We start from the raw sequence: 18,276 nt of genomic DNA, 5'->3' as shown, positions 1-18,276 counted from the left end.
GGGCATCGCGGACGAGATCGTGGTCATCGAACAGGGCCGGATGCTCGCGCAGGGGCCGCCCCGCGCCATCCAAGCGGATCCGCGCGTGATGGAGGCCTATCTGGGCCGCGCCGCATGATTCCGGTGCTGGAGGTGCGGAACTTAGCCGTCTCCTACGGCGGCGACGCGGCGGTTGCGGTGTCGTCTCTGGCGTTACAGCCGGGCACGCTATCGGGCGTGGTAGGGGCGAATGGTGCGGGCAAGAGCACGCTGGTGAATGCCATCGCCGGCTGGTCTCGCGCCGCGCCCCGCGTTTCCGGCAGCGTGCTGCTGGACGGGGAAGATGTGGGGAGCCTACCCGCGCACGAGCATGTGCGCCGGGGATTGCTGCTGGTGCCGGAGGGCCATGGCGTGTTCCTGGGGCTGAGCGTGGAGGAAAATCTGCGCGCGGTGCGAAGCCCACCCAGTAGCAGCGTGCGCCGCGCCTTCTCCGTCGATGAGGTCTACGACCTGTTCCCCCGGCTGCGCGAACGCCGGGCCAATGCCGCCGGGTCGATGAGCGGGGGGGAGCGGCAGATGCTGGCCATGGCGCGGGCGCTGCGCCTGGGCCCGCGCGTGTTGTTGTTGGATGAGCCGTCCATCGGTTTGGCACCCCGGCTGGTGATCACGCTGCTGCAGGCGGTGCGACGGCTGGTGGATGCGGGCATGACGGTGTTGCTGGTGGAGCAGAACGTGCGGGCAGCGGTGGAGGTGGTGGACACGCTGCATTTGCTGGAGCGGGGGCGCATGATCGCCAGCGGGCCGGTGGCGGCCATGAAGGACGATCCCCGAATCATCGAGGCCTATCTAGGGGCGAGCCACGGATGAACGTCGCGCAGCAACTGGTGAACGGCATCACGATAGGGCATTCCTATGCGTTGGTGGCGGTGGGGTGGACGTTGCTGCTGGGATCGGCCCGGTTGGTCAATTTCGGCCACGGGCAGATGTACATGGTCGGTGCGTTCGTGGCCTGGTGGGTGATGCGGATGACGGGGCTGCCCTATCTGCTGGCGGTTCCGGCGGCCGTTGCGATGGGGGCGGTGATCGGGGCGGTCATGCAGATGCTGATGCTGCGGCTGACGCTGGAGCAGAACCTGGTGAGCCTGATGATCGTGACGCTGGGCTTCGGCCAGATCCTGGAGGGCGGGGCCGGGTTTGCGTTTGGCGCGCAGCCGCAGCGGCTGGTGAGTCCGCTGGAGGGGATCGATTTCCGCTTCGGGCCGGTTTGGTTCACCGCGCAGGATTTGTTGCTGGTGGTGGCGACGATCGCATTGTTCCTGGTGCTGCGTTGGGTGCTGGCGCGCACGGTGCTGGGCTCGTGGGTGCGCATGGTGGCGGAAGACCCGAAGCTGACTCAATTGGGCGGGGTCAACGTCGCCCTCGTGTATATGGGCATCTTCGCGTTCGAGGGCGCGGCGGTCGCCTTTGCCGCGACGTTGGTGGCGCCGCGCACGCCGATCATGACGTCGATGGGGTTCGACCAGGTGATCATGACCTTCGTCGTGGTCGTGCTGGGTGGGATCGGCAGCGTCGGGGGCAGCTACGCCGCCGGGTTGGGGCTGGGGTTGTTCACCGCGTTCTTCGGGGCGTTGGTGTCGCCGGCCTATACGACGACGGCGGTGTTCGTGTTGCTGATCGCGGTGATGGTGCTGCGACCCGGCGACTTGGCCGCGGGACGGGGATTCGCGCGATGAAACGGGCAGGCATCGCGCTGCTGCTGGTGGTCGTCGGCTTTCTGTTGCCGCGGCTGCTGGGTGGGTCGACGCTGGTGTACGACACGCTCGTCGTGATCGCGATCTTCGGCACCATGGCCTATGGGCTGGACATCATCCTGTCCGATCTGGGGGAGATCAGCCTGGCCCACACGGCATTCTTCGCCGCGGGCGCATATGCGGCGGCGCTGCTGTCGGTGAATGCCGAGTGGGGCGCCTGGGCGACGCTAGGGGGTGCTATCGTTACCGCGCTGGTGCTGGCCGCCGTGCTGGGCGCGATCACGTTGCGCACGCGGGAATTCGCGTTTTCCCTGGTCACCTATGCCGCAGCCGTGGTGTGCGCCAATATTGCGTCGAACTGGAGCTTCCTCGGCGGGTCGGATGGCGTGGTCGGGATCCCCGCGCTGGATTTGTCGATCGGGCCGATTACGCTCGTGGCAGGGACCAACACGCAGTTCTGGCCCTACGCCTATACGCTGCTGGTGCTGACGATCTATCTGGTTCACCGCTTCCGCCGGTCGCGGCTGGGGCAGGCGGCGCTGATGGTGCATATGAACCCGCGCCTGGCGGTGATGAGCGGGCTGGACGGGCAGCGCATCCGGCTGATGGTATTTCTGGTGTCGGCGCCGATCAGCGCGGCGGCCGGATGGCTGTATGCGTATCAGCGCGCCTATGTGGGGCCGGATCTGTTCGACACGTATTTCCTGGTGCTGATGCTGACGGCGGTGATCCTGGTCGGGCGGCGCAACCTGCTCGGCCCGGTCTTGGGCACGGCGATCCTGCTGGTGCAGAAGAGCTTTCTGTCGCTTGGTGCTTATGGGGACAAGTTGGTGTTGGGCGGCGTTTTGGTCGCGGTGCTGTGCCTGTTCCCGAAGGGCCTGGCGAGTATTCGGTTTCGCCGCCCGGCCCGGACGCCGGCGATGCGATCCGTGGCGGTGGAAAAGCGGATTGTCTAGGCGGCGGTCAGGTCGCGCTTCATCAGCACGACCTCGCGCCCGCGATTTGTCTCCAGCCCCACGCGTTGCCAGCCTAGGCGGGCATAGAGCGGTTCTGCCGTCCAGGTGAATAGCCACAGGGTTTGCACACCAGCCTCCCGCGCCATTGCCTCGACCCGGCGCACCAGGGCTATGGCGTAGCCTTTGCCGCGGGAGTCCGGCTCTACGACGACGCTGGCGAGCCAGGGCGTCAGGTCGGGGCGGGATTTGAGGTCGTCATAGGAGAGGGCGGCGGTGCCAACGGGGCGCTCGCCTTCCAGCAGGACAAAGGTTTCCTCGGGGCCGCGATGCGGCGCCAGAATCTGGGCGGTGATCTCCGCAGCACTTGGGCTGTCCGCGTGACCGAAGGCTTGCAGCACGAACCCGGCGACAATGGGCGCCAGATCCGGACGGTCCGAGATGGTGACGATGGCGTATTCCATGCCGCCATTCTCGCACCGTCCGGGCCGGGCGTCACGGGTTAGCGTCGTAGGTTGGAGGCGATGCCCTGGGAGAAGCTGGTGAGAGCGTCCCCGGCGATGACGCCGCCGGCGAAGATCTCCATCTCGCTTTTCGCCGCCGGGCCGCGGATCTGGCCGTAGATGATGCGGGCGGCCACGCCCACCAGCACGGCCCAACCGGCGGCGGGGAAGACGATCAGCATGCCCGTGGCGAACAGCACGCCCATCTGCCGCTTCGGGCCGCCGACCACTTGCAGGATGGCGCCCGGGATCGCCCACATCAGCAACTGCCAGGCCGCACCCGGCGTGGCGCCGGCCTTGATGGTGGCGACGTAGACCTTCGCCACCGGCGCCACGAGGTTGGCAGCGAAATAGCCCTTGTAGGACACCAGCACGACGATGGCGGCGACGATGAAGGCGAACATCGCGGCAAGGTATTGCTGGAAGCGCCCCTCCATCTCGAACGCCGGGTTGGCGCCGTTACCGCGCAGCATGAAGCCGGCCTTCAGGTCGTAGCCCATGTCGGCGAAGGCGGGGCCGGTGGCGGCGGAGAAGCCGACCAGCAGCGCCAGCGAGACTGGGGGGAAGCCGATGAGCATGCCGATGATCAGCGTGATCAGGGCCACGGCGAAGGCGGGGAACCAGCCGGAATGCATGGCGGCCAGGCCGACGATGAGTTCGTGGATCAGGGCTGCGAAGGCTGCGTAGACGATGAAGGCGATTAGCATGCCGGTGGAGAGTTCGGAAGTGAGGCCGCCAGCCAGCGCGATCAGCACCGCGATGACCACGTAGGCCAACGTGCCGAGGCCCAGCGCGCGGCTGGAGCCGGGGGTAGCGGCGTCCGTCGGCTTCGTGCGCTTCGCCATGACGAGTGCCACCTGCACCAGCGCCACGACGCCGGCGCCGATCATCAGGCCGTGCGGAATGAAGGCTTTGCCTATGTCGCCGCCGGGGATGTAGGCGGAGAACAGTTGCGGGGAGTAGCCGCGCACCAGCAGGCCCAGGCCGAACATCATGAGGGCAAAGATGTTGCCGATGAAGGCGACACCGAAGGCGGACATGGGGATGCCGAGGAAGCCGGTGCCGGCAATGCCAGCCAGCACGCCGCCGCCCAGCAGCATGACGCGGCCGCCGCCTTGGTCGCCGGCGCGGATCGCCTCGGCTGCGGCGACGCCGGGGGGCCAGGCGCCCTCGGCCGGGAAGGCGCTGGTGCCGAACAGTTTGTAGAGCATGGTGGCATCCACCAGCATGGCCAGCGCGACGCCACCCAGCAACGGTAGCACCAGGTCGGGGCGGCCCATCAGGAACGGGATGCCGATCGGCAGCAGCAGGCTGTTGCCGGCGCCGAAGGTGGCGGCGGAGATAGCACTCTGCGCCAGGTTCTGCACGTGGATCGAGCGGTAGCGGGCGAAGGCACGCAAGGGCACGCGGGCCAGCCCCATCGCCACCAATGCACCGACGATGGAGGTGTTGGCGACCACGCCGAGCGTCACCAGCAATTGCATGCCGATGATGGCGCCGACGATGCATAGGACTGTCAGCAGGATCAGCGTCGCCGGTTCGAACAGGGTCGGGTGCCGGTTGGTGGTCGTGGTGTCGATCGGGGTAATCGTGTCCATGCGTACTTACTCCGCTGCGTCGGCGAGTTTGGCGCCGTAGGTTTCGCGCGCCGCGGTTTCGCTGATGCGCCCGTCTTGCAAATCCGCGGCCACGCGGGCGGCGGGGCGGCGGCGGGGGTCGCCATAGCCGGCGCCACCGGCGAATACGATTTCGGCGACCTCATCGGTGCGGGTCAGCGTCACCAATTCGCCGGTCCCGCAATCGTGGATGAGGGCGCCATTCGGGCCGCGCACGCCGGCAAAGGCTTTCGCGCCATGCTGGCCGCCGGCCAGGCCGGAGAGCGCGCGCTTCACGCCCTCGGGGAACAGGGCGGCCAGGGTGGGAAGGCCGTCATCGTGCAGCTTGCGGAAGCGAACGCGTTGGCCAAGGCCACCCCGGGTTTGCCCGGCGCCGCCGCTGTCGGTGAGGAAGGTCTTTTCCTCCACCAGAACGGGGACTCGCGCCTCGAACACCTCGATGGCGGTGTTGGCGGCGGAGGTGGGGTAGAGCAGGCCGGATTTCCCGTCGCCCTGGGTGCTGGCGCCCTGGCCGCCGCCCATGAACAGGTGGTCGGCGTAGAAGGCGCCGGCGCCATCCTTGCCGGACATGTTCACCGCAACGGGCAGCCCGGTGGGTGACTGCACTGCCTTCGGGGCGGCCGCTGCCAGCGCCTGGAACACGGCAGGGGCCAGGTACCAGCCGGTGCGGATGCGGGAGGACACGGCGGCCGGGCGGGTGCAATTGAGGATCGAGCCCTCCGGCGCCTTTACCGTGAACGGGCGGTAGCACCCGGCATTGCCGCGCACCGTCGGGGTCAGCATGCATTTCAGCGGGTAGGTGGCGTGGGCGGCGGTGTAGTTCATGGTGGAGTTCACGCCGCCGATGGCGAGTTGGGCGGGGGCGCCTTCGAAATCCAACTCAATGGTGTCGCCGCTGACGGTGAGCTTCAGCGGCAGGGTCAGCTCGGCATCCACCGGGCTGAACGGGACGCTGCTGGTGTAGGTGCCATCCGGCAGAGCTTGGATGGCGGCGCGCATGGCCTGCTCCGCCCGGTCCTGCACGATGGCGGCCAGCGCGGAGAGGTCGGCCAGGCCATACTCGTCCATGAAGGCCAGCAGGCGTTGGGCGCCGATGCGGTTGGCGGACATGAAGGCCTGGATGTCGCCAATCACCTGCGCGGGGTTGCGGACGTTCTCGCCGATGATGGCGAACAGGTCCTCGTTATCCACGCCGCCGCGGGCGAGTTTCATCGGCGGGATTTGCAGGCCCTCGTCGAAGATTTCGCGCGCTTTCAGGCTGTCGCGCGTGCCGCCGATGTCGGCGACGTGGCCGACGATGCCGACCAGGGCGACCACCCGGCCATCGCGGAAGACGGGGGAGACGACGGCGATGTCGTAGAGATGCCCGGCGCAGAGCCAGGGATCGTTGGTGACGAGCATATCACCGGGTCGCAGCGTGTCGGCGGGGAAACGCTTCAGCAGGGCTTTTACCGCGCGTGGTAGAGTGAGGTTGAAGACGGGCATGGCGCGGGGGGAGTGCGCGAGGGTTTCGCCCTGCGGGTCCAGCAATTCGCAGGCGAAATCCTGTGACTCCGCGATGATGAGGGAGAAGGCGGTGCGGATGATGGTGATCCACATTTCGTCGACGACCGTGGTCAGGCGGCTCCACATGATCTCCAGCGCGATCGGATCGGCCTCGATGGCGGCGCGGGCGGCGGCGTGGGACATGCCGGGTTGCACCAGGCTCATGGCGCTGGCGGCGCCGATGGCGATGCGCAGGTTGCCTGCGGCGTCGACGCGTAACGTGTCGCCGGGTGCGATGATGGTGGTGGCCTCGCGTTCTTCCACGATGGCGGGGCCGGCAATCTCCATATCCGACGTCAGCGCGTAGCGGTCGTAGACGGCGGCGGTGAAGAAGGCCTCGCCGAACCAGGCCTGGCGGTCGCCCTTGCGCGCGGTCGCGGCGGCACCGGCCTGGGCGCCGATGGTGACGCTGGGTGTGGGGCCGGTGACGGTGACGCGGAAATTCACCGCCTCGGCCTGGGCACCGGGCTGCAGGGCGGCGTAGCGGGCGGTATAGGCGGATCCGAAGGCGGCGATCAGCGCGGGGAGGCTGTGTTCGCCCAACGCAGTGGCGGGCATTGGCACACCGATCTCGTGCATCTGGCCGACCAGACGCATGTCGGCGGCGCGTTCGACCACCAGGCCGTCGGCCAATCCGCCGGATGCGAGTTCGGCCCGGGCCTCGGCCTCCAAGTCCTGGAGGATCTGCTCGATTTCGGCCAGGTCGGCGTCGGGACCCAGCCGCACCGGGCGGGGGCGGACGCGGCTGGCGGAGAGCGGGGCGGCCAGGAAGCCGAGTGCGGAAGCGGCGCCGGAGGCGGGTGGCACGACGAGTTCGGCCATGCCCAGGGCGCGGGCGACCTCCGCTGCGTGGGCCGGCCCGGCGCCGCCGAAGCCGACCATGGCGTAGCGCCGCGGGTCCTTGCCGCGCTCCACCAGATACACGCGGGCGGCGTCGGCCATGCTTTCGACCACGACCTTGTGGATGCCCCAGGCGGCTTGTTCCACGCTCAGCCCCAGCGGGCCGGCGACGCGGGCGATGGCGGCGCGGGCGGCGGCGACGTCCAGCGCCATGGCGCCGCCGAGGAAGAAGCCGGGGTCGTAATAGCCCAACACCAGATTGGCATCGGTGACGGTGGGCTTCTCGCCGCCGCGACCGTAGCAGGCAGGGCCGGGTGCGGCGCCGGCGGAATGCGGGCCGACGCGCAGCAGCCCCACCTCATCGATGGAGGCGATGGAGCCGCCGCCGGCACCGATCTCGATCATGTCCACCGTCGCTGCCTTGATCGGCAGGCCGGAGCCGCGCTTGAAGCGATGCTCGCGCCCGGCCTCCAGCATCGGGGCGATCTGGGCACGGCCGTCCTCGATGAGGCAGGCCTTGGCGGTGGTGCCGCCCATGTCAAAGGCCAGCAGATCGGTGTGCCCGGCGCGGGCGCCGAGCAGGGCTGCCGCCAACGCGCCACCGGCGGGGCCGGATTCCAGCAGGCGGATAGGGAATTCCCGTGCCGCGGCGACGGAGACCAGGCCGCCCGCCGAGTGCATCAGCCGCAAATGCCCGGTGAACCCGGCGCCGCGCAATTCCTGCTCCAGCCGGCGCAGATAGGTCGCCATCAGCGGCTGGACGTAGGCGTTGGCGCAGGTGGTGACGCAGCGTGCATACTCGCCCATTTCCGCCACCACGTCGGAGGAGACGGAGACGGGGGTGCCGGGCAGCATCTCGGCAACGATGGCAGCGGCCTCACGCTCGTGCTTCGGTTCGCGATAGGCGTGGAGGAAGCAGATGGCGATTGCCTCCACCCCGGCGGCCTTGAGCGCACGGGCGGCGGTGCGCACGCTGTCGGCGTCCAGGGGCGTAATGATATTGCCATCGCGATCGATCCGCTCGGTCACCTCCAGGCGCCGATGGCGGGGGACCAGCGGGTCGGGGTAGGTGAGGAACAGGTCGTAGATATCGTAGCGCTGCTCGGTCCCGGCCTCCAGCACGTCGCGAAAGCCGGCGGTGGTGATTAGGCCCAGTCTGGCGCCCTTGTGCTCGATGACCGCGTTGGTGACGAGGGTGGTGCCGTGCACGATCTCCGTTACGTCGGCGAGCTGGGCGCCGTGGTCGGACACGATCTGCCGCAGCCCTTCCAGCGCGCCGATCGCCGGGTCCTGCGGCGTGGTCAGCAGCTTGTGCAGGCGTAGGGCGCCGGTGGCTGGGTCGACCAACACGAAATCGGTGAAGGTGCCGCCGATGTCGAAGCCGAGGCGGAGGGATTGGGTCATTACGGGGTGCCTCAGGTCAGGAGGAGGTCGATGGCGTGGGCAACGATGCGGCGCGACAGCATCACAGGGCGGCCGGCGGCGCGGGCGACTTCCTGCCGCATCGCCTCGGTGTAGCCGATGCAGTGCATCACGATCATGTCGGTTTCGGCCAGGCTGGCGCCGGCCAGCCGAAGCGCCGGCATCGGGTCGGCGACGTAGGGGGAGCCATGGCCGGGCTTTGTGACGAAGCCGGGAATGCCCTCGAAATCATCGGCCTGCCCGGGCTCCGGCAGCATCACGCCCAGGATCTCCTTGCCGTAGGCCAGGCCTTGCACGACATGGTCGACCGCGTGTTGCGGCTCCAGGAACGGGGTCCTGGTATCGAAGCGGCCGAACACGCCGGTACAGAGCAGGACGATGAGGTCGAAGCCCTGGGTGTCGAGTTCGGCGAAAATCTCGCGTAGGCGGCGTTCCACGGCGGGCTTGCCCATCACCACGCCGCGGCCGTCCGCCAGGCGGGAGGCGAGGATCGCCTCGCCGGGTTGCGGCGCCAGGGCGGCGATGGCGGTGTCGTCCAGCCCGTCCAGCACGCCGCGCTCGGTCGCGGTGAACACGGTGCGGCACTCGGCCACGATGTCCGGCATCACGTCGGTGCGGGGGGACTGGCCAATGGTGACGAAGGCGATCCGTTTCGACACGGTAGACTCCAGGCGGTAAACCACCGGAGGCTAGGACGACCGAACGAGGGCGAACCATAAGGGGCGCCACGTATAGAGGGGGAAATCTGTGGGGCATTTGCCGCATCGATGGGCAAGGCGCCCCAATCCTAGGCAGCTAGCCTCCGGCGATGAGCACCCGGCGGATCAGGTCGGTAGTCGAGGTGGCATTCAGCTTGGCCAGCGCGCGGGCGCGGTGAATCTCGACCGTGCGGTGGCTGATGCCCAATTGGCGGCCGATCGCCTTATTGCCCTCGCCGTCCAGCACCGCGGCCAGCACGTCCCGCTCGCGCCGGGTCAGGCGGTCCGCGCCCTCGGGCAGGCGGTCGATCATCGCGGACGGGGCGGACACGGACTGGCGCTCCGTCACATCGGCCAGATGCAGGCGGATGGCGCCGGCCAGGATGCGCCGGGCCGTGACGACGGGGCGGTGGGTTTGCGCCGCCACCTGCCGGGCCATCGCCTCGGTATAGCCAACGGAGTGCATCAGGATCAGTTCGGCCTTGGCCAGCTTGGCGGCGGCGTCCGCGAGCACCGCCGCCTCGCCGGTGGAAGCGACGGCTTCCGCATTCTGGATCAGCGTGCCGTGGGCGAAGTCGCGGTGCTGCTGCGCCAGCGGGTAGATGAGGCCGAGGGCGCAGTCCCCCATCACCAGGGCGGCGATCCAGGCATCCACCACCAATTGGCCGTGCACGAAGGGGGTGCGCAAACGGACCGGCTCGAACACGCCGGTGCTGATGAGCACGATCAGGTCGAACCCGGCCTCATCCAGCCGGAGCAAGAGGGGCTTGAGGCGCCGGGCGACGAAGCCGGCGCCGATGACGACGTGATCGCCGGAGGCGAGGCGGGTGTAGAGCTTGCCTTCCCGCGTGCCAGGTGGATGCGCGGCGATTTCCGCATCGGGCACGCCGTCCAGGGCGCCGAATTGCGCCGCCTGCACATCCGGGTGGCCGAGCAGAGCCAGCAATTCCGTCACCACGTCATCCCGCGGCGCCTGGCCGATGGTGACGAAGGCAAGTCGGGGGCGGGGTGGGGGCTCCGGCATGGCGGTGCCATGAGACAGGCCATTTGCGCTAGTGTCACCTGCGACGCGAAGGAGATCCCAATTTGGTCCATGACGAAGCCGCCGTTCTCGCCGCCCTCAACAGCCGGCGCAGCATCCGCGGGTTCCGCAGCGATGCAGTGCCGCGCGAGACCGTGGAGACGATCCTGACTGCGGCGGCCCGGGCACCCAGCGCTACCAACACGCAGCCCTGGCGCGTGACCGTGCTGACGGGGGCGGCCAAGACCCGGCTGAGCGACGCCATCATGGCCGACCGCACCACCGGGGCGGCGGAACCGAGGCCGGAATACCCCTATTATTCCGACATGATGCCCGAGCCCTACATAACCCGGCGGCGCACGATCGGCTGGCAGTTGTACGGGCTTCTGGGGATCGTGAAGGGGGATCGGGAAGGCGCACGGGGCTGGCACGACCAGAACTTCCGGTTCTTCGGCGCCCCGGTCGGGATGATCTTCACACTCGATCGCCGGTTGGGACTGGGCGCGTACCTGGATATCGGCATGTTCATGCAGAACATCATGACCGCCGCCCGCGGCTTCGGCCTGGATACCTGCCCGCAAGCTGCCTTCGCCGGATACCATGCCATCATACGCGACCAACTTGCCCTGCCGGATGAGGAGCTGGTGCTATGCGGCCTGGCGCTGGGCTGGGCGGATCACGAGGCGGTGGCGAACCAAGTCATCGCGGAACGGGCGCCCCTGGCGGAGTTCGCCAGCTTCCGCGACACATGACCCGGCGGCCCGGCGCGAAGCGTGCATGGGCCGGGTTTGCGTAACCGGATTGGAGAACCTCGTGCCCGACAAGCGCCGGATGAAGCTCGTCGCCTATTTGAAGACGGGCCCAACCGCCAGCCATGCCGGCGGCTGGCGTCACCCGGCGGCGGCGCTGCACGACATCTTCGACCCGCGGCGTTACGAGCAATTGGCCCGCACGCTGGAGGAGGCGAAGTTCGACGCCGGGTTCTTCGCCGACACGTTCGGGCTGCCGGATGTGTATGGCGGGACGTTCCGCACGTATATCCAGCGCGGCGGGCAAATCAGCTATCTGGACCCGATGCTGGTGCTGCCGCTGATGGCGCGGGTGACCACGCATCTCGGGCTGGGGGCGACGCTGTCCACCACGTTCCACCCGCCGTATCTGCTGGCGCGGATGCTGGCCTCGCTGGACATCCTGACGCAGGGGCGGGCGGCCTGGAACGTGGTGACGTCCGCCACGGACATGGAGGCACGCAATTTCGGCATGGACAGCTTGCCGGCCAAGGGGTTGCGCTACGACCAGGCGGACGAGGTGTTGGAGGCGTGCAACGCGCTGTGGGAATGCTGGGACGACGACGCGCTGGTGCTGGACCGTGAGTCCGGGGTGTTCGCCGACCCGGAGAAGATCCGTTACGCCGATTACGAGGGCAAATACGTGCGCACCCGCGGGCCGTTGGCGATGCCGCGCAGCCCGCAGACCCGGCCGGTGTTCCTCCAGGCCGGGTCGTCCGACCGGGGGCGGACCTTCGCGGCGCGATGGGCGGAGATGATCTTCGCCAGCGGTGGCGGGGGGATCGAGGAGAACGTCGCGTTCACCCAGGACATCAAGAGCCGGATGGCCGCGTTCAATCGGCCACCGGAACATTGTGCGGTGTGCAAATCGCTCGGCGTCGTCATCGGCGAGACGGAGGCGATCGCGCAGGAGAAGGCCGATGCGCTGGACGCGCTGGCGGATGCCGACCTGGTGCTGGCGCACAACTCCACCATGCTGGGCGCGGACCTAGCCAAGCACCAGACGCCGGACGAGGTGGCCGCGGTGCAGGGTGGCGCGGGGATTACCGGGATCGAGGACACGATGAAGCAGCGTGCGGCCAAGGAGGGGATCAGCTACGCCCAGGCGGTGCGGCGGCCGCGCAAGGTGATGGTCGGCACCGCGCAATCCGTGGCCGACCAGATGCAGGCGGTGTTCGAGGCCGGGGGCTGCGATGGGTTTGCCGTGTGGCCCACCGTATCGCCCACGATGTTCGAGGAGTTCGGGCGGTTGGTGGTGCCGGAGTTGCAGCGCCGGGGGCTGGTGCAGAAGGAATATGGGCCCGGTGCGACCCTGCGGGACCGGCTGCGTGCCTGAATTGGCGGCGCCGGGTGATCTGGGGCATTGTCCCCGCCGAATTCTGTAGACGGAGACCTGCTGCGATGTCCCTTCGGTGCGACCTGATTATCCGTGACGCCACGATCATCGACGGTAGCGGTGCGCCGCGTACCATCGGGGATGTGGGCGTCGCAGGGGACCGTATCGTCGGCGTGGGCGATTTAGGCGGGTCTAGTGCGGACCGCGAGGTGATCGGCACGGGCAAGGTGATCGCACCCGGCTTCATCGACGCGCACACGCATGACGATCGCGCCGTGCTGTGCGGGCCGTCCTGCATGACGTGCAAGATCAGCCAGGGTGTCACCAGCGTGGTGGTGGGCAATTGCGGGGTGAGTTTGTCACCGGCGCGCATGACGACGCGGCCGCCGCCGCCGCTGGATCTGCTGGGTGACGAGAGCTGGTGGACCTTCGACAGTTTTGGCGACTATGCGAACGAGTTGCGCAAGCGTGGGTGCGAGGTGAATACCTACGCCCTGGTCGGCCACCAGACGCTGCGCGTGCAGGCGATGGATGGCGACGTGTACCGCCCAGCCAAGGACTCCGAGATCGAGACGATGCGGCTGCGCGTGAAGCAGTCGATGGCGGAGGGTGCGTCCGGCTTTTCCACCGGGTTGTATTACGGGCTGAATTCGCATGCGCCGACGGCCGAGGTGATTGCAGTGGCGGAGGGGATGAAGGCGCGGGACGGGATCTACGTGACCCACATGCGCAACGAGGCCGACCAGGTTTGCGCCTCCATCGAGGAGACGGTGAAGATCGGCAACCGGCTGGGCCTGCCGGTGGTGATCAGCCACCACAAATGCTCGCTGCCGGAGAATTACGGGCGGTCGGTGCAGACGCTGGCGTTGATCGAGGCGGCGGCCAGCATGCAAGACGTGGCGTTCGACATGTATCCGTATCCCGCCGGGTCGACGGTGCTGCGGCCGGAGACGCTGCGGCCGGATTTGCGCACGGTGATCACCTGGTCGGTGCCGTTCCCGGAAATGGCCGGCAAGGATTTGAGCGAGGTCGCGCGCCGCTGGAACACCGACCAGCACACTGCCGCCACCAAGCTGCTCCCCGCCGGGGCGATGACGTTCCAGATGGACGAGGAGGACGTGCGCCGCATCATGCGCCATCCGTTGTCGATGATTGGGTCGGACGGGTTGCCGCACGACACGGTGCCGCATCCGCGCCTATGGGGCACCTTCCCGCGCGTGCTGGGGCTGTACACGCGCCAGCTTGGGCTGCTGGATCTGGAAACCGCTGTGCACAAGATGACGGGGCGCACGGCCGCCGTGTACGGCATGCTCGACCGCGGCGCGATCCGCCCGGGTGCGTTCGCCGATCTGGTGTTGTTCGACCCGGCGACCGTCATCGACAAGGCGACGTTCGAGGAATCGACGCTGATGTCCGAAGGAATCGAGGAGGTTTGGGCCAACGGCGTGTCCACCTTCGCCGCGGGGAAGGTGACAGGGGAGAAGCCGGGGCGGTTGATTACCCGCAACCGGTAAGGCGCGCCCTATCGTAGGGCGCGCAATATCTTTCCCGCCATTAACGGGATTTCCAGTTTGGCGGCGCAGCATAGACCGGGTCTTCGCCATCATCCTACCACAGAGGCGGCCAACTCTGATGTCGCTACGGGCAGGGGAATAGGCATGACGCAATCGACATGGACAGTGGCGGCGATCATCGGCGGCATGCTGTGCAGCCAGGTGGCGATGGCGCAAACGGCGCCCGCGCCGATGCTGCTGCACCTCTCCGCCACCGGCACGGTGCAGGTGACGCCGGACCAGTTGGTGGCGGACATGCTGGCGCTGAACACCGCACGCTCCCCAGCCGCGGCGCAGCGCCTCGTCAACAGCATGATCGCGACCGGCATGAGCACGTCCACCGCCGTCGCCGGGGTCGAGGCCCGCGCCGTCGGCTACTCCGTCGGCCCGCTGGACGACAAGCGCACCGGCTGGACGGCACAGCAGACGCTGGAACTCCGCAGCAGCGAGGGCCCGGCGCTGTTGGACCTGGTGGGCAAGCTGCAGCAACAGGGGCTGGCTGCCGGGTCGCTGGACTGGGAGGTGTCGCCGGCATTGCGGCGCAAGGCGCACGAGCAGGCGACCACGGAGGCGCTTAAGTCGCTGCAAGCCCGCGCCGCATCGGCCGCGGAAGCGCTGGGGCTGCATCTAGACCATATCCAAGACGTGCGGCTGGACAGCACCTCCGTCCCGCCACGGGCCTTTCCCGCCATGGCGATGGCCCGCATGGCCGCACCCGCTCCGCAGGCCACCGCGTCACAGGAGGATGTGACCGCCTCGGTCTCGGCGGACTACGTGCTGAAGCCGTAGGCGGCTATTTCAATACCAATCGACCCGTCCCGCCGCACGACTTGCAGGCCGTGCGGCGGGACGGGTCGATGCGTGATAAACACCCTTCCCGCGTTACGGGCTGAGCTAAACCGGTGGCCGTTTCTCGTGCCAGCCGGCCGCCTGCTCATACGCGTAAGCGATCCGCATCAGGCCGGCCTCGCCGAATTGGCGGCCCATCAGTTGCAGCGATAGTGGCAGCCCGTTGGCCGACATGCCGCAAGGCTGGCACAGCGCGGGATGGCCGGTCACGTTTTGAAGCACCGTCAGGGGCTGGTCGCGGCGCAACGGCGTATGCTCGACCGCGGTCAGCTTTGGCGCGGCGCCCGTGAACGGGGCGACGATCAGCGCGTCATAGTCCTGCAACAGCCGGTCCACCTCCAGCGCGATCACCCGGCGCAGCCGTTGCGCCTGGACGTATTCCTGGCCGGTGACGAAGGCGCCCAGCAAAATCCGCTCCCGCGTGGTGCGGGCGTAATCGTGCGGGCGGGTGCGCAAGTCGCGCGCGTGGACGGCAAATGATTCGGATTGGATGACTGTCCAGCCAGCCGCGTTGAACCGGGCGCGGGATGGCAGAACCACCTCCTCCACCTCCGCGCCCAGGCCGCGCAGAACCTCCGCCGCTGCGTCCAATGCGGCGGATTCCTCCGCATCCACGCCAGCTTCGGCATTGAACGCGCGGGCATAGCCGATGCGCAGGCCCTTTACGCCGGCCTTCAACTCCGCCAGGTAGTCCGGGACGGGAATATCGGCCGATCCGGGGTCGCGAGGGTCGTACCCTGCCAGTGCCTGCATGGCGAGCGCACAATCCTCCACCGTGCGGGTCAGCGGCCCGGCGTGATCCATGCTGAACGCCAGTGGCACCACGCCGAACCGGCTCAACCGGCCGTAGGTCGGCTTCAGCCCGACAATGCCGGTGTAGGCGGCCGGCAAGCGGATCGAGCCGCCGGTATCCGTGCCCATCGCCAGCGGCAACATGCCGGACGCCACGGCGGCGCCGGAGCCGGAGGATGAGCCGCCGGCAAAATGCTCGACATTCCAGGGGTTGCAGGCGCAGGGAAATGGCAGGTCCGGGTTTGGTGCGCCGATGGCGAATTCATGCGTGGACAGCTTGCCCATCAGCATCATGCCGGCGCCATCCAGCTTGGTCGTGGCGTCCGAGTCCGTCATCGCCATGTTCTGCAGCAGCACCCGCGAATGGCAGGTCGTGCGCAGCCCGGCGGCGTCGTAGAGATCCTTCAAACCGTAGGGAATGCCATGCAGCGGGCCGCGCGCCACGCCGTCATGGATCTCCTGCTCCGCCTTGCGGGCCGCCGTGCGGGCGCGGTCGCCGGTGATTTCGATGAAGGCGTGCAGCGCCGGATCCAGCGCTTGGATGCGCGCGAGGGTGGCGTCCAGCAAATCGCCCGGGGAGAGGTGCCCGGCAGCGATCTCCCGCGACGCTTCGGCCAGGCCTGGGACGGGTGGCGGGGTCATGCCTTCACCAGCGTGGGTTGCAGGTGCAGGGCAATGGCCGGCTCGTCGGTGTAGGAAAGCGGTTCATCCAGGACCCGTACAAACTCCAGATAGCGCAGGTAGGATTCGCGCATGCCGGGCAAGCGATCCGCATCCAGTGTCACGCCGCTCCGCCGCATGGCAGAGGCGAAGTCGGCATCGATGTCTGCCTCGGTATGATCGGGCATATCAGCGCGCTGGCGTCAGGCGCAGCACGGCGGCCGGTTCTTCCACCGGCTGCAGCGGTTGGGCCGCGATGGCGGAAGCCGATTCCATATCGGCGATGAGAACCGCGAAAGCGGGCCGTTCGGACGGCGCCAGCCGCAGCCCCAGCGCGTCGAGCCGGGCAGTGATCGCAGCCTCGTCCATCATGCAACTCCTTCGGTCTGTAGGGTCATCGCCGGGCGGCGATCCCGCCATTGCGTCGCCTGTTCGTAGGCGTGGCCGACGCGGAACACCATCGCCTCGTCGAACGGCTTGCCCGCGACCTGCATCGACAGCGGCAGCCCACCCGCGCCATAGCCGGTGCAGACCGACATCGCGGGGATGCCGGTGACGTTGAACGGGATCGTGAAGTTGGGCATCTCGAACATGCCCCATTTCGGCACTTGCGTGATGAGCGGCGCCTCACCGGGTGCGGAAGCGGTGATGACCACGTCCAGATCGGCCATCGCCACCGCCATCTCCCGGCAAAGCTCGCGCCGGCGGCGTAGCGCCTGCACGTAGTCCTGCGCGCTGATCAGGCTGCCCAGCGCCACGCGGTCGCGGAACATTTCGCCGTATTCGTAGAAGCGGGTGGTGAGCCAGGGTTCGTGCAGCGTGTAGGCCTCGGCGATCATGATGAGGAAGCCGCAGGCGTGGTATTCCATCAGCGGCGAGAGCGTCACGTCGGTGATGATGGCGCCGAGCCCTTGCAGCACGTCCACCGCGTCATCGATGGCGGCAATCGTGGCCGGGCTGGCGCGGAGGTCGGTTTCGTAGAAGTGCCGGATGACGCCGATGCGCAGGCCCTTCACGCCCTTGTTCAACGTCGCCGTGTAGTCCGGGATCGGCTGGTTGGCGCCCGCCGGGTCGGCGGCATCCGGGCCGGCCATGGCCTGCAGCATGATGGCGCAATCCTCCACCGTCCACGCCATCGGGCCGGCGTGGTCCAGCGTGTAGGCCAGCGGCAGGATTCCGGCGCGGCTGATGAGGCCGTAGGTCGGCTTGATGCCGGCAATCCCGCATAGCGCCGCCGGGCCGCGGATGGAGCCGCCGGTGTCGGACCCGGTGCCACCCATGATCAAACCGGCCGCGACGGCGGCGCCGGTGCCGCTGCTGCTGCCGGCGGTGAAATGCTCGGTATTCCAAGGGTTGCGCACGGCGGGCCAGGGCAGGTCATGCGACGGGCCGCCGAAGGCGAATTCGTGGGTGGCGAGCTTACCCATCATCACCGTGCCGGCCTCAGCCAACAGCTTGACGCTGGTGGCATCGGCCTCCGGCACGTTGGTTTCCAACAGGCGGGAATGCGCGGTCGTGCGAATGCCCGCGGTCTTGTAGATATCCTTGTGCCCGATCGGGATGCCGTCGAGCTTGCCGAGGCTGGCGCCCTTCATCACCCGCGCTTCCGCGGCGCGGGCGTCGGCCATGGCGCGGTCTTCGGTTACCAGCAGGAAGCTGTGCAACGCCGGGTCGAGCGCGCGCACGCGGGCCAGGCAATCCTGCGTCAGTTCCACGGGGGACAGGGTCTTGGCTGCAATCGCCTTGGCGGCGGCGGCGATGCTCAGCGGCGCGTTCATACCGGGCTGCCCGGCACGAAGATCAGCGCGGGTTCGTCCTCACGTGGGCGGGGCTTGGTGACCAGGGCGATCATCGCCTCCAGCTTGTCGACGGCGCCGAAGATTTCGTCCTTGGACTCGGCGGTCAGCGGCAATTTCTTGCGCGCTATGGCAGCGTCGAATTCCGCACGGGTCAATCGGATTCTCCTAAGA

At 68.2% G+C, this 18,276-nt stretch carries 18 protein-coding genes; 8 read left to right on the top strand and 10 right to left on the bottom strand.

The window, feature by feature from the left end; translation table 11 throughout:
- The first annotated feature begins 40 nt into the window (after positions 1-40).
- The 4 genes from GSQ76_RS32620 to GSQ76_RS11830 are packed head-to-tail and all read left to right on the top strand — an operon-like array spanning position 41 to position 2,686.
- On the top strand, positions 41-118 hold the full coding sequence (locus GSQ76_RS32620) for a hypothetical protein (protein WP_408836506.1): 78 nt from the start codon (positions 41-43) through the stop codon (positions 116-118).
- On the top strand, positions 115-846 hold the full coding sequence (locus tag GSQ76_RS11840; protein ID WP_158744119.1) for an ABC transporter ATP-binding protein: 732 nt from the start codon (positions 115-117) through the stop codon (positions 844-846). Before GSQ76_RS32620 ends, GSQ76_RS11840 begins: the two co-directional genes overlap by 4 nt.
- Positions 843-1,712 carry a branched-chain amino acid ABC transporter permease gene (locus GSQ76_RS11835; RefSeq protein ID WP_158744118.1) on the top strand — a complete coding sequence of 290 codons (870 nt, stop codon included), beginning with the start codon at positions 843-845 and terminating at the stop codon, positions 1,710-1,712. The genes GSQ76_RS11840 and GSQ76_RS11835 overlap by 4 nt, the downstream gene beginning before the upstream one ends.
- Entirely contained in the window at positions 1,709-2,686 is a 978-nt protein-coding gene (locus tag GSQ76_RS11830; RefSeq protein WP_158744117.1) for a branched-chain amino acid ABC transporter permease, read from the top strand. Before GSQ76_RS11835 ends, GSQ76_RS11830 begins: the two co-directional genes overlap by 4 nt.
- Here GSQ76_RS11830 and GSQ76_RS11825 read toward each other — a convergent pair.
- The 5 genes from GSQ76_RS11825 to GSQ76_RS31085 form a co-directional block, all read right to left on the bottom strand.
- Positions 2,683-3,147, bottom strand: coding sequence for a GNAT family N-acetyltransferase (locus tag GSQ76_RS11825; protein ID WP_158744116.1), 465 nt, complete (start codon positions 3,145-3,147; stop codon positions 2,683-2,685). The two genes, GSQ76_RS11830 and GSQ76_RS11825, sit on opposite strands and share 4 nt — an antisense overlap.
- A 38-nt stretch (positions 3,148-3,185) precedes the next feature.
- A complete protein-coding gene (locus tag GSQ76_RS11820) occupies positions 3,186-4,784 on the bottom strand; it encodes an OPT/YSL family transporter (RefSeq protein ID WP_158744115.1) in 1,599 nt (532 codons plus the stop codon).
- A 6-nt stretch (positions 4,785-4,790) separates the two neighbouring features.
- A complete protein-coding gene (locus GSQ76_RS11815; RefSeq protein ID WP_158744114.1) occupies positions 4,791-8,591 on the bottom strand; it encodes a hydantoinase B/oxoprolinase family protein in 3,801 nt (1,266 codons plus the stop codon).
- 11 nt (positions 8,592-8,602) lie between these two features.
- On the bottom strand, positions 8,603-9,268 hold the full coding sequence (locus tag GSQ76_RS11810; RefSeq protein ID WP_158744113.1) for an AroM family protein: 666 nt from the start codon (positions 9,266-9,268) through the stop codon (positions 8,603-8,605).
- A 136-nt stretch (positions 9,269-9,404) separates the two neighbouring features.
- Complete coding sequence (locus GSQ76_RS31085; RefSeq protein WP_216851011.1) at positions 9,405-10,331, bottom strand: AroM family protein; 927 nt, start codon at positions 10,329-10,331, stop codon at positions 9,405-9,407.
- Between the two features lie 62 nt (positions 10,332-10,393).
- Here GSQ76_RS31085 and GSQ76_RS11800 point away from each other — a divergent pair, with 62 nt between their 5' ends.
- The 4 genes from GSQ76_RS11800 to GSQ76_RS11785 all read left to right on the top strand — a co-directional run bounded on the left by GSQ76_RS11800 (position 10,394) and on the right by GSQ76_RS11785 (position 14,794).
- Entirely contained in the window at positions 10,394-11,080 is a 687-nt protein-coding gene (locus GSQ76_RS11800; protein ID WP_158744112.1) for a nitroreductase, read from the top strand.
- A 61-nt stretch (positions 11,081-11,141) separates the two neighbouring features.
- Positions 11,142-12,452, top strand: a complete 1,311-nt coding sequence (locus GSQ76_RS11795; RefSeq protein ID WP_254070369.1) for an NtaA/DmoA family FMN-dependent monooxygenase — start codon at positions 11,142-11,144, stop codon at positions 12,450-12,452.
- 65 nt (positions 12,453-12,517) lie between these two features.
- On the top strand, positions 12,518-13,966 hold the full coding sequence (locus tag GSQ76_RS11790; RefSeq protein ID WP_158744110.1) for an amidohydrolase family protein: 1,449 nt from the start codon (positions 12,518-12,520) through the stop codon (positions 13,964-13,966).
- A 144-nt stretch (positions 13,967-14,110) separates the two neighbouring features.
- Positions 14,111-14,794 carry an SIMPL domain-containing protein gene (locus tag GSQ76_RS11785; protein ID WP_158744109.1) on the top strand — a complete coding sequence of 228 codons (684 nt, stop codon included), beginning with the start codon at positions 14,111-14,113 and terminating at the stop codon, positions 14,792-14,794.
- A 105-nt stretch (positions 14,795-14,899) separates the two neighbouring features.
- Here the strand turns inward: GSQ76_RS11785 and GSQ76_RS11780 are convergent, their stop codons facing one another.
- Genes GSQ76_RS11780 through GSQ76_RS11760 form a run of 5 tightly spaced genes read right to left on the bottom strand, consistent with a single transcriptional unit; the run spans position 14,900 to position 18,260 of the window.
- Entirely contained in the window at positions 14,900-16,288 is a 1,389-nt protein-coding gene (locus GSQ76_RS11780; protein WP_158744108.1) for an amidase, read from the bottom strand.
- Complete coding sequence (locus GSQ76_RS11775) at positions 16,285-16,494, bottom strand: hypothetical protein (RefSeq protein ID WP_158744107.1); 210 nt, start codon at positions 16,492-16,494, stop codon at positions 16,285-16,287. Before GSQ76_RS11775 ends, GSQ76_RS11780 begins: the two co-directional genes overlap by 4 nt.
- A gap of 1 nt (position 16,495) precedes the next feature.
- Positions 16,496-16,675: a hypothetical protein gene (locus tag GSQ76_RS11770; RefSeq protein WP_158744106.1), complete on the bottom strand. Its 180-nt coding sequence runs from the start codon at positions 16,673-16,675 to the stop codon at positions 16,496-16,498.
- Positions 16,675-18,084, bottom strand: coding sequence for an amidase (locus tag GSQ76_RS11765; RefSeq protein WP_158744105.1), 1,410 nt, complete (start codon positions 18,082-18,084; stop codon positions 16,675-16,677). The genes GSQ76_RS11770 and GSQ76_RS11765 overlap by 1 nt, the downstream gene beginning before the upstream one ends.
- Positions 18,081-18,260: a hypothetical protein gene (locus GSQ76_RS11760; RefSeq protein WP_158744104.1), complete on the bottom strand. Its 180-nt coding sequence runs from the start codon at positions 18,258-18,260 to the stop codon at positions 18,081-18,083. The genes GSQ76_RS11765 and GSQ76_RS11760 overlap by 4 nt, the downstream gene beginning before the upstream one ends.
- Positions 18,261-18,276: the final 16 nt, after the last annotated feature.

Origin of the sequence: Acidisphaera sp. L21 (genome assembly GCF_009765685.1) — a bacterium.
GTDB lineage: Bacteria > Pseudomonadota > Alphaproteobacteria > Acetobacterales > Acetobacteraceae > LMUY01.
The sequence above is the reverse complement of the archived record's forward strand: the minus strand, read 5'-3'. Positions and strand labels throughout refer to the sequence as shown.